Below are 14,286 nucleotides of genomic sequence, written 5' to 3' on the forward strand. Positions count from 1 at the left end.
GCAGGCGGGTCGCCGGGCGCGGAGGTCAGTTCTTCGCGCTCACCTGTGGGACCAGCTTGCGCCAGTGCATGATCTCGGCGCGGTAGGTCGCGGCATAGACGCCGACGTCGCCGGTGAGCGGCGTGGCGCCGACCTCCGCGAACTGCCTGCTGATGTCGGGATCGGACAGCGCGGCGTTGATCTCGCGGTTGAGCAGCTCAACGATGGCTTCCGGCGTGCCGTGCGGCACTGCGACGCCATAGAAGCCGGAGGTTTCGAACGCCGGCAGCACGTCGGCGACCGGCGGCAGATCGGGGAAGGCGGCGGCGCGCTCGCGGGTCGAGACGGCCAGCGCCCGGACCTTGCCGCTGCGCAACAGGTCGACGGCGGAAGCGGCGTTGTCGAACATCGCGTGGATGTGGCCGGAGGCGAGGTCGGTCAGGGCCGGCCCCGAGCCACGATAGTGCACGGTGGACCAGGTGATGCCGCCGAGGGTCCGGAACAGCTCGGCCGACAGCAGTTGCACGGTGCTGGGGCCGGCGGAGCCGACGCTGAGCGTGCCCGGGTTGGCCTTGGCATAGGCCAGGAATTCGGGCAGCGTCTTGACCGGCAGCTGCCGGCTGACCAACAGCAGCAGCGGCATGCGCGCCATGCCGGCGACGGGGATGAGATCGCCGTCGGCGCCGGGCGGGCCGTCGGTCGAGGCCGTGATGACGTTGGCGGTCGAGGTCGCAAGGATCGTGTAACCGTCCGGCGGGGCGCTCGCGACGTTCTTGGTGGCGGTCGCGCCGCCCGCACCCGGCCGGTGATCGAGCACGAAGGGCTGGCCCAGTCGGCGGGTCAGCCGGTCGCAGATCAAGAGCGACAGCCGGCCGGTGGCCCCACCCGGGGCAAACGGAATGACCCAGGTGACAGGGTGCGTCGGGTAGGGCGAATCCTCCCCGGCGAACGCCGTGGTCGAAGTCATGGCTGCAACGCTGCTCCAGGCGGCGCAGTGCAGCAATGCGCGTCGTGTCATCGTGTCCTTGGGCATGCCGGCCTTCGCGTTGGCATGTTCTGGGAGCGGTACGCTAACCGGCATTTCCGAGAACTTCGTAAAGGATCGCATTCGCATCAACAGCGACGCACTCTCGGCCGGTTAACCCTCCCGGTTAACGGCTGGTCAGGCCGGTGGGCCTATAAGCGCCCCGGATTGAGGTGGGGGCAGTCATGAACTCCGAGCGGGCGGACCGGTCTGTGGAACTCAGCACGTCCCCTCGAAGGCCGTCGGCAGCAAAGATCTGGCTGAAGGCGATCGAGCTGACCTCGCGCATCGAGGCAGAGCCGGCGCGGCTGTTCGCCGACGTGGTGGACGACTGGGCTGCGAAGCAGCCCGAGCGGCCGGCGCTCGTCTCCGATCGCGAGACGCTGGGCTATTCCGCCCTGTCTGCGCGCATCAACCAATACGCCCGCTGGGCGCTGGCCAACGGCATCGGGCCTGGTCACACGGTCGCTTTGATGATGCCGAGCCGGCCCGACTACCTGGCCGCCTGGCTTGGGGTCAGCCGCGTCGGCGGCGTGGTTGCCCTCATCAACACCAATCTCATCGGACCGTCGCTCGCGCATTGCATCAATGTGGCTCGGCCAGTCCATGTGATCGTCTCCAAGGACTTCCACGAAGCCTATACGGAGGTTGCGCCGGTGATCGCGGGCGGGCCGCGTGTCTGGGTTGCCGACGGCGGCGATCTCGACGTCGCGGTCGCCGCGATGGATACGCACGCGCTCGACGCAACTGAGCGCCGCGCCGTGACGATCAACGACCGCGCGCTGCTGATCTACACCTCCGGCACGACGGGCCTGCCCAAGGCCGCCAGCATCAGCCATCGCCGCATCATGAACTGGGGCGGCTGGTTTGCTGGCCTCACCGGTGCAGGTCCCGACGATCGCCTTTATGACTGTCTGCCTGTCTATCATTCCGTCGGCGGCATCGTCGCGCCCTGCAGCATGCTGCGCGCCGGCGGTGCGGCGGTGCTCGCCGAGAAATTCTCGGCGAGCAAGTTCTGGCGCGACATCGTTCGTCACGATTGCACGCTGGTGCAATATATCGGCGAGCTCTGCCGCTATCTGCTGGCCGCCGCGCCGTCCGATTTCGACCGCGCCCATCGGCTGCGGCTCGCCTGCGGCAACGGAATGCGCGGTGACGTCTGGGAGGCGTTCCAGGCGCGCTTCGCCATCCCCCAGGTGCTGGAATTCTATGCCGCGACCGAAGGCAACTTCTCACTCTACAATGTCGAGGGCAGGGTGGGATCGATCGGGCGCGTGCCGTCGCTGCTTGCGCATCGCTTCCCCGCCGAAATCATCAAGCTGGACGCCGACCAGCGCGCACCCTTGCGCGGACCCGATGGGCGGTGCCTGGTCTGCGCGCGCGGCGAGATCGGCGAGGCCATTGGCCGCATCGGTACGGCGGACCAGGGAGGCGGCCGCTTCGAGGGCTATACCGACACGGGCGAGACGGAGAAGAAGATCCTGCGCGACGTCTTCGCGAAGGGCGATGCCTGGTTCCGCACCGGCGACCTGATGCGCCAGGATGACCAAGGCTTCTTCTATTTCGTCGATCGCGTCGGCGACACCTTCCGCTGGAAGGGCGAGAACGTCGCGACCAGCGAGGTGAACGAGGCGATCCTGCAATGTCCCGGCGTGTTGGAAGCATCGACCTATGGTGTCGTCGTGCCCGGCAGGGACGGACGTGCCGGCATGGCTGCGCTCGTCGTCGGCGACAGCTTCGATCTCGATCGCCTCTCTTTAGAACTTGCCCGCCGGTTGCCGCCCTATGCGCGGCCGGTGGCGCTCCGCATCACGTCGTCGCTGCAGTCGACCGAAACATTCAAGCAGAAGAAGCAGGAGCTGATGCGCGACGGCTTCGATCCGTCGATCGTGCACGAGCCGCTCTACGTGCGGGACGCCGGGACGGGTGCCTATTGCCCGCTCGATCGGCATCTCCATGCGCGGATCCTCGCCGGCGAGGTTCGTTTGTAGATGATTTTAATCATAGGCCGTGATGGGTATTTACCAACGGTCCCGAAAGATGGCTGGGAAGTCCGGCTTCCTTCACCTTCTCGTCCTATGGTCGGTTTCATCGTTTGAACAGTGAGCGGATTGGCCCATGTCGGTACGGTTAAGAATCATTGCAGCGATCAAGCAGATTGCGGACGAGCAGAAGGTCAAGCTGCCGCCGCTGACCGACGAACTGACGTTGCACGAGACCGGCTTCGACTCGCTCGCTTTTGCCATCCTTGTCGCCCGTCTCGAGGACGATCTCGGCGTCGATCCATTCACACTGTCCGAGGACGTGACGTTCCCCAACACGATAGGCGACTTCATCGGGGCCTATGAGAATGTCCCCGCGTGAGATCTTCGCCCTTCGCGACCATCTCGGGACCGCGCTGACCGAGCGGACGATCTCCGATCCGCGTCACGTCCTATCGCTCGCCGAGCTCTCGCGTGGAAGCTGCCTCGGCGGCCGCACCAAAGAGCTCAACGGACGTTCGGTTCTGCTGGCGACCTCCGGTCAGTTGCTCGCCGGCCTCGCGCTGATCGAGATCGACGGCGTCGCGCGGCGCCTGCTGTTGTGTCCGCCGGATCTCAAGGGCGAGCATCTCGCCAGCATCATCGCCGATGCGGACATCGACGTCATCGTGACCGATGAGGTCCAGCGTTTCGACGCCTGCGGCGTGGATCTCGTGATCGAGGTCGCCCTGCCGCAACCTTCTGTCGAGGTGGTGCAGACGGTGCGCGCCACCGAATGGCTGATGCTGACATCAGGCACATCGGGCGTGCCGAAGATTGTCGGGCATACGCTCGAGGGCCTGTGCGGCGCGATCATCGGCGACCGTCCAGGTCCTGGCGAAGCGATGCCGGTGTGGGCGACCTTCTACGACATTCGCCGCTATGGCGGCCTGCAGATCTTCCTGCGTGCCATCGTCGGCGGCGGCTCGATGGTGCTGTCGGATCCGGGCGAGGGGCTCACGGACCACATCGCGCGTCTCAACGCACGCGGCGTCACTCACATGTCCGGAACGCCGTCGCATTGGCGCAAGCTGCTGATGAGCGGATCGGTCGACGGCTTTGCGCCGCGCTATGTGCGTCTCTCAGGCGAGATCGCCGACCAGGCCGTGCTCGACGGATTGAAGCAGGCATTTCCCGACGCTTCGATCGGTCATGCCTACGCCTCGACGGAGGCCGGCGTCGGCTTCGCGGTCAATGATGGGCTGGAGGGTTTTCCTGCGACGCTGCTCGGCGAAGGCCGCGGTGCCGTCGACATGAAGGTCGTCGACGGCTCGCTGCGCATCCGCTCCAGGCGCGCGGCGCACGCCTATGTCGGACGCGCTGCGGCTGCCCTGACCGATACGGACGGCTATGTCGACACCGGCGACATGGTCGAGCTGCGCGGCGATCGCTACTACTTCGTCGGGCGCCGCAACGGCATCATCAATGTCGGCGGGCTCAAGGTCCATCCCGAAGAGATCGAAGCCGTGATCAATGGCCATCCCGAGGTGCGGATGTCGCGCGCCAAGTCGCGACGCAGCCCGATCACCGGCGGCATCGTCGTCGCCGAGGTCGTGCTGACGGCGGATGCCGATCCGGCGCGGAGTGAGACGGTTCGCAATGAGATCCTCGCCGCGTGTCGCGCGCGTCTCGCGGCTCACAAGGTGCCGGCGATGATCCGCGTCGTGCCAGCGCTCGACGTCACACCGGCCGGCAAGCTGGCGCGCGCCGATGCATAATGTTCTCGTCACCGGCGGCAGCCGTGGCATCGGGCTCGCCATCGCGCGCAGGCTCGCGGGAGCGGGCTATGACGTCATCGCGGTGGCCCGCCGGGAGAGCGACGAACTGCGCGCCGCGATGGCCGAGTTCAGCGCCAGCAGCGCCGGCATTCATTTCCGCGCCTGCGACCTCAGCGTCGTTGACGACCTTCCGGCCTTCGTGAAGTCGGTCCGCGACGAGTTCGGTCCGCTCTATGGTCTCGTCAACAATGCCGGTCTCGGCACTGAAGGGCTGCTCGCGACCATGCACAATTCGGAGATCGAGGCGCTGGTGCGGCTCAACGTGCTGGCGCCGATGATCCTGACGAAATACGTCGTTCGCCACATGATGGCCGCGGGCGAAGGGCGGGTGATCAACATCTCCTCGATCATCGCCTCTACCGGCTACAACGGCCTGTCCGTCTATGGCGCGACCAAGGCGGCCGCCAACGGCTTCACGCGCTCGCTGGCGCGCGAGGTCGGCAAGGTCGGCATCACCGTGAACGCGATCGCGCCGGGCTTCATCGCCACCGAGCTGACGCAGAGCATGGACGAGGAGCAACAGCGGCGCATCGCCGGCCGGAGCGCGTTGCGGCGGCTGCCGGAAACCGATGACGTGGCCGCGATGGTTGAATTCCTGCTCGGCGACGGCGGGCGCAATGTCACCGGCACCGTGCTGACGGTCGACGCAGGCAATACCGCCTGAGGCCATTTGCGGCGATCGGTCGCTCTTGCCGTTGATTTCGCTCAAGCGTCCGACGGGCGGCAGCAGCGATAGTGCCGGCGCAATCCGGAACCGGTATCCATGTTCGAGCGCATTCTGCGGTGGAGCCTCGTCGCAATCGCAATCGCGGGCCTCGCCGCGGGCGGGCTCGCGCATGTGGTCGGTCGCCCCGATCTTGCCGGGATCGCGTTCACGGCCTCGACCGTTCCTGTTATCCTCGGGCTGATCGTCTCGATCGTCCGCGATTTCCTGGCCGGCCGCATCGGCGTCGACGCGATTGCTCTGGTGTCGATGAGCGCGGCAATCATCCTCGGCGAGCCGCTGGCCGGCGCTGTCGTGGCGCTGATGTATGCTGGCGGCAACGTGCTGGAAGACATTGCCGTCGCCCGCGCTGAGCACGATCTGCGCGCGCTGGTCGATCGCGCGCCGCGCGAGGCGCATCGCCGCCGTGGCGACGACATCGACAACGTTCCGATCGCCAGCGTCGCGGTCGGTGATCGCCTGATGGTCCGCGCCGGCGAAATCATCCCGGTCGATGGCATGGTCGAAGCGACGATCGCCGTCGTCGACGAGTCGGCGCTCACGGGTGAGCCGATCCCGGTGACGAAGACGCGCGGGATGGCGATCCTTTCGGGATCGGTGAACGCCGGCGACACGTTCGAAATGGTGGTCACGGCCACCGCGGGAGAAAGCACCTATGCCGGCATCGTCAAGCTGGTGACGACGGCCCAGACCGCGAAGGCGCCGTTCGTGCGGCTTGCCGACCGCTATGCCCTGATCTTTCTGCCCGTCAGCCTCGCCATTGCGGCGGCCGCCTGGTTCGTCTCGGGCGATCTGATCCGGAGCCTCGCGGTGCTGGTCGCCGCGACGCCCTGCCCGTTGATCCTCGCCGCACCCGTGGCCTTCATCGCGGGGGTCGCGCAGGCCGCGCGCAGCGGCATCCTGGTCAAGGGCGGCGGCAAGCTGGAGGCGCTCGCGCGTGCCCATACCGTGCTGTTCGACAAGACGGGCACGCTGACCGTCGGCGGCGCGCGGCTGCTCTCGGTCGACGCGGCACCGGGCGAGGACGCCGATGCGGTACTGCTGCTCTGCGCATCGCTCGAGCAGGCCTCGCACCACGTGGTGGCGCACGCGATCGTTCAGGCCGGCCAGGCCCGCGGGCTGAAGCTGAAGGTGCCCGAACAGGTCAGGGAGACCATGGGCTCGGGCCTCGAAGGGCTGATCGATGGCCGCCCTGTGATGGCCGGCTCGCGCGACCTCGTGCTCGGCAGCCGCACGCCGCCGGCTTGGGCGGCGCGCGCGATCCGCCGGGCGTCATGGCGTTCAGCCCTGATCGTCTTCGTTGCCGTCGAGGGGCGCCCGATCGGGGCGCTGCTGCTGGCCGACGAGCTGCGTGCGGATACGCCGCGGGCGATCCGCTGGCTGCGCGAGGCCGGCATCGCGCGCATGGTCATGGTGACCGGGGACCGCGCCGCGGCCGCGCAGGCGATCGGTGCGGCGCTCGACCTCGACGCCGTGCTGGCGGACCGTGTCCCCTCCGACAAGGTGGAGGCGGTCAAGACCGAGCAGCGGCTGCATCCCACGATCATGGTCGGCGACGGCATCAACGATGCCCCTGCGCTGGCCTCCGCCGATGTCGGCATCGCGCTCGGCGCCCGTGGTGCCAGCGCCTCGTCGGAAGCAGCCGACGTGGTCATTCTTGCCGACCGGCTCGATCGGGTCGGCGAGGCGATCGTGATCGCGCATCGCGCCCGGCGCATCGCCCTGGAGAGCATCTTCGTCGGCATGGGCCTGTCGTTTGTCGCGATGGGGGCCGCCGCCTTCGGCCTGCTGCAGCCGGTGCCTGCCGCCCTGGCCCAGGAGGCCATCGACGTCGCCGTCATCCTGAACGCGCTCCGCGCTTTGTTCCCGGCTGGCCGCAGCAAGGCCGGCCGGATCACGGCCGAAGACGGCCGCGGGCTCAGGCATGATCACCAGGCGCTGCTGCGCGGCCTCGACCGCCTGCGCTCGATCGTCGATGCGCTCGACGAGGCCTCGCCCGACGGCGCCGTGGCGCTGATCATGGAGGCAAACGGCCTGGTGCAGGACAAGGTCGTGGCGCATGAGCGCGACGACGAAGGCTCGGTCTATCCGAAGCTCGCGCGGCTCCTGCAGGAGAGCCATGGCCTGTCGGCGATGAGCCGGGCGCATCGCGAGATCCTGCATCTGGCGCGGCTGCTCGGCCGGCTGGTCGAGGATCTGCCGTCCGAGCATGTGGACCGCTATCTGATCCGCGATGCGCAACGGGTGATCGAGGCGATCGAGACGCTGGTGCGCATGCACACGGCGCAGGAGGACGACATCTACGAGGCCGTGGTGGCGCGCTCGGCCGCCTGAGCCGTTCGCGTCAGCCCGGATGTCGCGGCAGGTCGATCCGCTCGTTGGCAAATTCCGCAGGACCTTCGATCAGGCGGCGAATCCGCCGCTGGCGCTCGTCGGCCGACAGGTTCGGGTCGAGCATCCGATCGATCAGCCGGATCGCATTCTGCTCGATGGCGACAGGATCCTGCGACGTGAGCTGCCCTGTTGCTGCCGGCCGCGATGCATGCAGGCCGATCGTGAGCAATTGGCCGATGGCGTCGGAGCGTGTCATCTGGTGGGCCTCCGCCCAGGCGTCGATCTCGGCGGTGAGCTCCTGGGACAGCTTCACCGCACTCACCGCATCATGCCCCAGCCGGACGGCCGGGCTGTGATCCCTGCGGACGTCGGAGAATGGCGTCATGTGTTTGCCGGACGTCATCTGCCTGTTGATCATATTAGCCTAAAATATGCGGGAGGGACTGGGATTTGATTTCGATCAAGGACGTCCTAAGAAAGCGGCTTCTCGCGGCGGTTCCGCCGCCGGATGCCACGCGTGTCGCTGCCGCCAGGCGGGCCACGGAGCACAATACCGCAGACAGTCGGCAAGCCCATGCGATTCCTCCACACCTTCCAGGTCTATGATTTCCTCGACACGCTCGTCAGCCTGTTCGCAGCTTTCGTGCTGGGGACGCTGATCGGCGCCGAGCGGCAATACCGGCAGCGCAGCGCCGGGCTGCGCACCAATGTGCTGGTGGCCGTCGGCGCGGCCGCCTTCGTCGACCTCGGCAACCGCCTCACCGGCGCCGACGGCGCGGTGCGGATCATCGCCTATGTGGTGTCGGGGATCGGCTTCCTCGGCGCCGGCACGATCATGAAGGAGGGTATGAACGTCCGCGGGCTCAACACCGCCGCGACGCTGTGGGCGTCCGCCGCGGTCGGCGCCTGCGCCGGCGCCGACCTGATCGCGCAATCGGTGGCGCTGACCGTGTTCGTGCTGGCCGGCAACACGCTGCTGCGGCCGCTGGTCAACGCGATCGATCGCATCCCGCTCAATGCGCAGACCTCGGAGGCGCACTACGAGATCGTCCTGACCACCGACGGGCTGCGCGCCGCCGAGCTGCGCGAGGCGCTCGACGAGCGGCTGGAGGCGGCCAAATACCCGGTGCGGGAGACCGAGGTCGTCTATCGGTCGGAGGACATCGTCGAGATCGTCGCGACGCTGGTGCCGCTCGCGGTCGATACGGTCGATCTCGACCGCGTCGTGTCCGAGCTGGCGAAGCTCGCCGGGGTCCGTCATGCGACCTGGAACGTCAGAGCGCTGGTGTGACGGCATTGGCCGACCAGCATCGCCGCACCGGCGGCGGGGCGCTCGCCACACCTCGTGGCTGCCTGCCGCCGGCGGTCGTCGCAAGCTCCCCACCCACGTCATGGTTCGACATCCCCCGCATCGCTCATCGCGCCCATGCGAAAGTTCCATGTCGCGCCTGAACCATCGCTGAATGCAACGCCCTCGGTCGCCCGGCGTGCGGCAGCTCCATCGTCAGTGCCCGCCGCGGGCGAAGATCTCGTAGAAGCCGAGCACGATCTCGCTGGCAATCAGGATGACGACGATCACCTCGAGCCGCAGCGAGCGCTTGGTGTCGATGATGTCGGCGAGCGTGGTCGCCGTCTCGGCGATCACCGCGAGCTTGCGGTTGAGGGTTTCCTCCCGCTCCTTCAGCTCATACTCGTCCTCGAGCCGCGCATAGAGCCGCTCCAGATCGGGCCGGTCCCACAACACGTCCGGCTTCTCGCCGACCGCCACGCGGCCGGAGACCCGGTGCTGCACCAGCAGCGCCTCGCCGAGCAGCTTGAGCATCGCTACCCGGCTCTTCGAGGTTCGCCCCAGCATAGCCAATTCGCGCGCGAACGGCTCGATGGTGTCGAACACGTTGGCGATCTCGCGCTCGCTGCGGCCGAGCACGACGCTTTTCGCCAGCGCATCGGCGACGATGAGCAGTCGCTCCAGCGACAATTCCTTGACCAGGACCGGGCCGCCGACCGGGATCGGCTCGTCGGATTCGCGCGCGACCTGGACCCTGGCCGTCTCTTCCTCGTGCGGCGCGATCGGGCCGAACAGCCGCGCGCTCAGCCGGTCGAGGAAGTTGATCTCCTCGGCCACCGACAGGCCGATGAAGACGACGACGCCGTAGCGGAAGACCACGGCGACTCCCGTCTCGCCGATGCGGACCGCAAGCGGCGTCGCCGACAGCACCTGGCCTTCGAAGCCGGCGGTATTGATGCGGTCCGCGATCTGGAGCGCGCGGGCGGCGAGTTGTGGAACGGGGGAGCTGTCGGCCATCATGGCGAAAGGCTAGCACGTCGAACCCGACAGAACGATAACGCGGCGCAAGCCTGGCGACACGTCCGCTGCCGAATATCGTTGCGTGAACCCGCTTGACAGGAATGAACGTAGCTCCTCATTGGACGCGCACCCCGGACGGATGCCTCTCGATGTCGAAGACCAGCGCTGCGGACTACTATGCCTCGATTCCGGTGTTTCGCGGCTTTGCGCGCCTGATGGAGCCGCAGCTCTACCAGCCGGTGCCGGATGATTGGCTGATCGGCACGGCCGACATCGTCGAGTCGACCAAGGCGATCGCCGACAAGCGCTACAAGGCGGTCAACATGGCCGGGGCGGCGGTCATCGCCGCAGTCACCAATGCCTTGGAGGGGCGCGAATTCCCGTTCGTGTTCGGCGGTGACGGCGCCAGCTTCGCCGTCAGCCCGGATGACGAAGCGGCCGCGCGCGAGGCCCTCGCCTCCACCGCGACCTGGGTCAGGGAGGATCTCGCTCTCGCGATGCGCGTCGCGCTGGTCCCCGTGACGGCCATCCGCGCGCAGGGGCTCGACGTCCGCGTGGCGCGCTACGGTCCATCGGCCAATCTGTCCTACGCGATGTTCGCGGGCGGCGGATTGGGCTGGGCCGAGGCCGCGATGAAGCGGGGCGAGTTCGCGATTCCCCCGGCGCCGTCCGGTGCGCAGCCCGATCTGTCCGGACTCTCGTGCCGCTTCGAGGAGATTCCGGCGGCGCGTGGGGTCATTCTGTCGGTGCTGGTGCTGCCGGCCCCGGGCGCGGATGCGCAGGCCTATCGCAAGGTGATCGAGGAGATCATCACGCTCACCGAGCGCAGCCCCGATGCCGGGCGGCCGGTGCCAGCCGGTGCGCCGGCGTTGCGATGGCCGCCGCAGGGATTTGGCTACGAGGTCCGCGCCGCGCGCGGGCCGCTGTTTTCGCGCTGGGCCCGCGTGCTCGGACGTACGCTGTTCGTCTATGCCGTGATGCGGTTCAACATCAGCATCGGCGGCTTCGTGCCGGATCTCTACAAGCAGCAGGTGGTCGAGAATTCCGACTTCCGCAAATATGACGATGCGCTGCGCATGATCCTCGACTGCACCGACGAGCTCGCGCAGGAGCTGGAGCGCCGGCTCGGCGCGGCGGCCTCGCGCGGCATCGTCCGCTACGGGCTGCATCGGCAGGATGCCGCGATGATGACCTGCTTCACGCCGTCCGCGATCCGGCCCGATCACGTCCACTTCATCGACGGCGCACGAGGCGGCTACGCGTCGGCTGCGACCGCGTTGAAAGCCGCGGTCGCCTGAGCGCGGATCAGCGGGAACGGGTCCAGGTCTCGCCGCCGCAGAGCGATCCGACGCAGCCTTCCACCTTCAGCGTATCCGGGCCGGAAACGGAGATGTGGCTGGTGTAGCTCTGGCCGTCATCGGCGTTGTAGATCTTGCCGGACCATTTGTTCGGCCCCTCCGGGTGAACGCCTTCGAACAGTTGCAGCCCGATGATCGGGCGGTTGGCCAGCGAGCGATTCGGATTCTTGTTGTCGACGGCCGGCTTGCCGGTGTCGGTGTCCATCGGCTCCTTCAGCCACACGACGGTGCCGCAGAGATTGGCGCCGCATTTGGCGACCTTGATCCTGGCGTCGCCCGCCTGGGTCAGCCAGGTGCCGGTCGGATCATCGGCGGCCAAAGCGGGCTGCGCCATCACGACGGTCGCCAGCGCAAGACCAGCCAAACGCAATTTCCAAATCATCTTACCCCCCGTTGAAGCCGCGTTTCCATAACAGCAAACGGCGCAGTTGCAATCGTCGAGGTGCGGTTGTCCAAGGCATGATCATCACGATCAGGTGCATTGCCGACGGGCCGTCTCAATCCGTTGTTCGATTGTCTCATGGCATGTGCCGGGAAATGGTTTTGACTGCCGCAACAAACTCCGCTGTCGTCCCGGCCCTTGAGCGGGACCCATACCCCCAGGGAGCGGTTTGAGGCACGCCGGCCATTGGCTTTTCGCATCTCACGTCCGCCGCGGCGTATGGGTCCCGGATCGGCGCCATGCTGCGCTGGCGCGCGTCACGGCTTGTCCGGGACGACGACGGCGGGTGAGGCGGTTTCACGGTTCAAACAGCGATGGACATAGCTTTGCAGTCTCGCGGCCCTTCACGCCCGAGGTCTGCGATCATCGTGGCCCCTGCAAAAATGCAGAGGGCGCAGGGAATGCCGGGTGAAGGCCTCACCCATGGCCCGCCTGCTGAAAAAATGCAGGCGGCAGGTACCACAGGCAAAGCCGAACACTCCGGCATTCCCTGCGCGACGGTCTTCACGCTTATACGCAGTCTCCCTGGTGCGCCGGGCTTGTTGGCCACCATCCCCAGCGCAATGCGTTCGCATTGCGCCAGGTTGATACCAGCATCGGGGTATCAGGACGCTGCGACTTCACGTCCGCAAGCTGCCGTTCGTCCGCACGCCGATAAGCATGCTGCGGCAGCAACGCGGCCATCGCATCCCCACCTCGCGTGTCGTGACGATCGCGCGCAACGCCCCTCTGCGGTGAGGCGGGATGCCGGGATACAATCATGATTTCTTAAAAAGCGCAATAGGATTATTTTTTTCGGAAGACTGCCATGTGCTCCGCTGTCGTCCCGGCCTTGAGCCGGGACCCATACTCCGCAGCGGACATCATGGGCAAAGCGCCAATGACCAGCGTGCCTCAAACATCTCCCTGCGGGTATGGGTCCCGGATCTGCGCGCGCGTGCCGCGCGCTTGTCCGGGACGACAGGGGAGAGCGGCCTCACCACGGCAGGCCGCAGAGGTCGATGGTGCCGCGCGTCGGCGCGGTGCGCTTGACGTCGTGCACGAGCGCAGACAGCGTGTCGAAGCGGATGCGGCCCTGCTCGGGCTGCTCGGCGTAGACGTCGCCGTCGAACGGAATGAAGCCGCGTGCCGTATAGAAGGGGATGCGATCCGCCGCACAGAACAGGACGGCGTAGTTGATCGAGTCCTCGTGCCGCAGAGTCTGGATCGCCGCGTTCAGTCCCACCGTGGCGAGACCGCGGTTGCGCATGTCGGCGCGCGTCAAAACGCCGCCGATGCCGCCGACATTGACGTTCTGACCGTTCCATTTCACGAGTCGGCGATAGATGCCGACATGGCAGAGCACCTCGCCGCTCTCGTCCTGTACCAGCACCCGCAGGTCGGCATGCGCAAATGTGATACCTGCCCACGGTAATCCGACGACCACCTCCGGCGGCCAAACCGCGTCGTAAAGCGGCTTGACCAGCGGCCAGGCGGCGTCACCATTCAATATGTCGATCTCGATGCTCATCAAAGCGGCTCGCTTTTTCCAAATTCACGGTGTTTTACGGTGTCGGAACCTTCTATAAGAAGGTCCCGTTAAATCCCGTCTTCCACAAGTTGCGGAACCGCCCCCATGACCTTTACGCTTCCCCCCCTGCCTTACGCCTATGAAGCCCTCGGACCCTACATGTCCAAGGAGACGCTCGAGTACCATCACGACAAGCATCATCAGGCCTATGTGACCAACGGCAACAATGCGATCAAGGGGACCGAATTCGAAGGCAAGTCCCTCGAGGAGATCGTCAAGGGCTCGTTCGGCAAGAACCCCGCCGTGTTCAACAATGCCGGCCAGCATTTCAACCACATCCATTTCTGGTCCTGGATGAAGCCGAACGGCGGCGGCTCCAAGCTGCCCGGCCGGCTCGAGAAGAAGATCGAGGAGGATCTCGGCGGCTTCGAGAAGTTCAAGGCCGACTTCGCCGCCGCCGGCGTCGGCCAGTTCGGCTCCGGCTGGTGCTGGCTCTCGGTCAAGAACGGCAAGCTCGAAATCTCCAAGACTCCGAACGGCGAGAACCCGCTGGTGCATGGCGCGACCCCGATCCTCGGCTGCGACGTCTGGGAGCACTCCTACTACATCGACTATCGCAACCGCCGTCCCGACTATCTGAAGGCGTTCGTCGAGAACCTGATCAACTGGGACTACGTCGACGAGCTCTACGGCAAGGCGATCTGATTCCTCGCATGCGAGGTGCGGGCGGCGGCTTCGGCTCGCCGCCCTTTTTCATGGCAAGGGCTTTTGACGAGGGCGATCCTTGCAAGAGCGGCGCCCTTGCGGC

Annotated in this window: 13 protein-coding genes; 8 read left to right on the forward strand and 5 right to left on the reverse strand. The window is 66.7% G+C overall.

What is annotated here, in order from left to right:
* Nucleotides 1-25 precede the first annotated feature (25 nt).
* Entirely contained in the window at nt 26-1,012 is a 987-nt protein-coding gene (locus QX039_RS22295) for a tripartite tricarboxylate transporter substrate binding protein (protein ID WP_315736429.1), read from the reverse strand.
* Between the two features lie 176 nt (nt 1,013-1,188).
* Here QX039_RS22295 and QX039_RS22300 point away from each other — a divergent pair, with 176 nt between their 5' ends.
* The 5 genes from QX039_RS22300 to QX039_RS22320 all read left to right on the forward strand — a co-directional run bounded on the left by QX039_RS22300 (nt 1,189) and on the right by QX039_RS22320 (nt 7,860).
* Nucleotides 1,189-2,994 carry a long-chain-acyl-CoA synthetase gene (locus QX039_RS22300; protein WP_315772361.1) on the forward strand — a complete coding sequence of 602 codons (1,806 nt, stop codon included), beginning with the start codon at nt 1,189-1,191 and terminating at the stop codon, nt 2,992-2,994.
* 127 nt (nt 2,995-3,121) lie between these two features.
* Nucleotides 3,122-3,367, forward strand: coding sequence for an acyl carrier protein (locus QX039_RS22305; protein ID WP_315716519.1), 246 nt, complete (start codon nt 3,122-3,124; stop codon nt 3,365-3,367).
* Nucleotides 3,354-4,742, forward strand: a complete 1,389-nt coding sequence (locus QX039_RS22310; protein WP_315772362.1) for an AMP-binding protein — start codon at nt 3,354-3,356, stop codon at nt 4,740-4,742. The genes QX039_RS22305 and QX039_RS22310 overlap by 14 nt, the downstream gene beginning before the upstream one ends.
* A complete protein-coding gene (locus tag QX039_RS22315) occupies nt 4,735-5,466 on the forward strand; it encodes an SDR family NAD(P)-dependent oxidoreductase (RefSeq protein ID WP_315736432.1) in 732 nt (243 codons plus the stop codon). The genes QX039_RS22310 and QX039_RS22315 overlap by 8 nt, the downstream gene beginning before the upstream one ends.
* A gap of 99 nt (nt 5,467-5,565) precedes the next feature.
* Complete coding sequence (locus QX039_RS22320; protein ID WP_315772363.1) at nt 5,566-7,860, forward strand: heavy metal translocating P-type ATPase; 2,295 nt, start codon at nt 5,566-5,568, stop codon at nt 7,858-7,860.
* 10 nt (nt 7,861-7,870) lie between these two features.
* On the opposite strand, the gene QX039_RS22325 is transcribed toward QX039_RS22320, so the two are convergent.
* Nucleotides 7,871-8,278, reverse strand: coding sequence for a hypothetical protein (locus QX039_RS22325; protein ID WP_315772365.1), 408 nt, complete (start codon nt 8,276-8,278; stop codon nt 7,871-7,873).
* A gap of 156 nt (nt 8,279-8,434) precedes the next feature.
* Between QX039_RS22325 and QX039_RS22330 the strand changes: the two genes are divergently transcribed.
* Nucleotides 8,435-9,151, forward strand: a complete 717-nt coding sequence (locus QX039_RS22330; protein WP_315772367.1) for an MgtC/SapB family protein — start codon at nt 8,435-8,437, stop codon at nt 9,149-9,151.
* 213 nt (nt 9,152-9,364) lie between these two features.
* Here QX039_RS22330 and QX039_RS22335 read toward each other — a convergent pair whose 3' ends face one another.
* Nucleotides 9,365-10,168: an RMD1 family protein gene (locus tag QX039_RS22335; RefSeq protein WP_315772369.1), complete on the reverse strand. Its 804-nt coding sequence runs from the start codon at nt 10,166-10,168 to the stop codon at nt 9,365-9,367.
* Between the two features lie 149 nt (nt 10,169-10,317).
* On the opposite strand from QX039_RS22335, the gene QX039_RS22340 reads away from it, so the two are divergent.
* On the forward strand, nt 10,318-11,466 hold the full coding sequence (locus QX039_RS22340; protein WP_315772371.1) for a DUF3095 domain-containing protein: 1,149 nt from the start codon (nt 10,318-10,320) through the stop codon (nt 11,464-11,466).
* A gap of 7 nt (nt 11,467-11,473) precedes the next feature.
* Here QX039_RS22340 and QX039_RS22345 read toward each other — a convergent pair whose 3' ends face one another.
* Together QX039_RS22345 and QX039_RS22350 are read right to left on the reverse strand one after the other, a co-directional pair.
* The gene (locus QX039_RS22345; protein WP_315736438.1) at nt 11,474-11,908 is read right to left on the reverse strand and encodes a DUF2147 domain-containing protein; all 435 of its coding nucleotides are present in this window, start codon (nt 11,906-11,908) and stop codon (nt 11,474-11,476) included.
* A gap of 1,036 nt (nt 11,909-12,944) precedes the next feature.
* Nucleotides 12,945-13,478 (reverse strand): GNAT family N-acetyltransferase, encoded by a 534-nt coding sequence (locus QX039_RS22350; protein ID WP_315772373.1) that lies wholly within the window; start codon nt 13,476-13,478, stop codon nt 12,945-12,947.
* A gap of 105 nt (nt 13,479-13,583) precedes the next feature.
* Between QX039_RS22350 and QX039_RS22355 the strand changes: the two genes are divergently transcribed.
* The gene (locus QX039_RS22355) at nt 13,584-14,183 is read left to right on the forward strand and encodes a superoxide dismutase (RefSeq protein ID WP_315772374.1); all 600 of its coding nucleotides are present in this window, start codon (nt 13,584-13,586) and stop codon (nt 14,181-14,183) included.
* The last annotated feature ends 103 nt before the right edge of the window (nt 14,184-14,286 follow it).

Origin of the sequence: Bradyrhizobium sp. SZCCHNR1043 (assembly GCF_032489675.1) — a bacterium.
GTDB lineage: Bacteria > Pseudomonadota > Alphaproteobacteria > Rhizobiales > Xanthobacteraceae > Bradyrhizobium.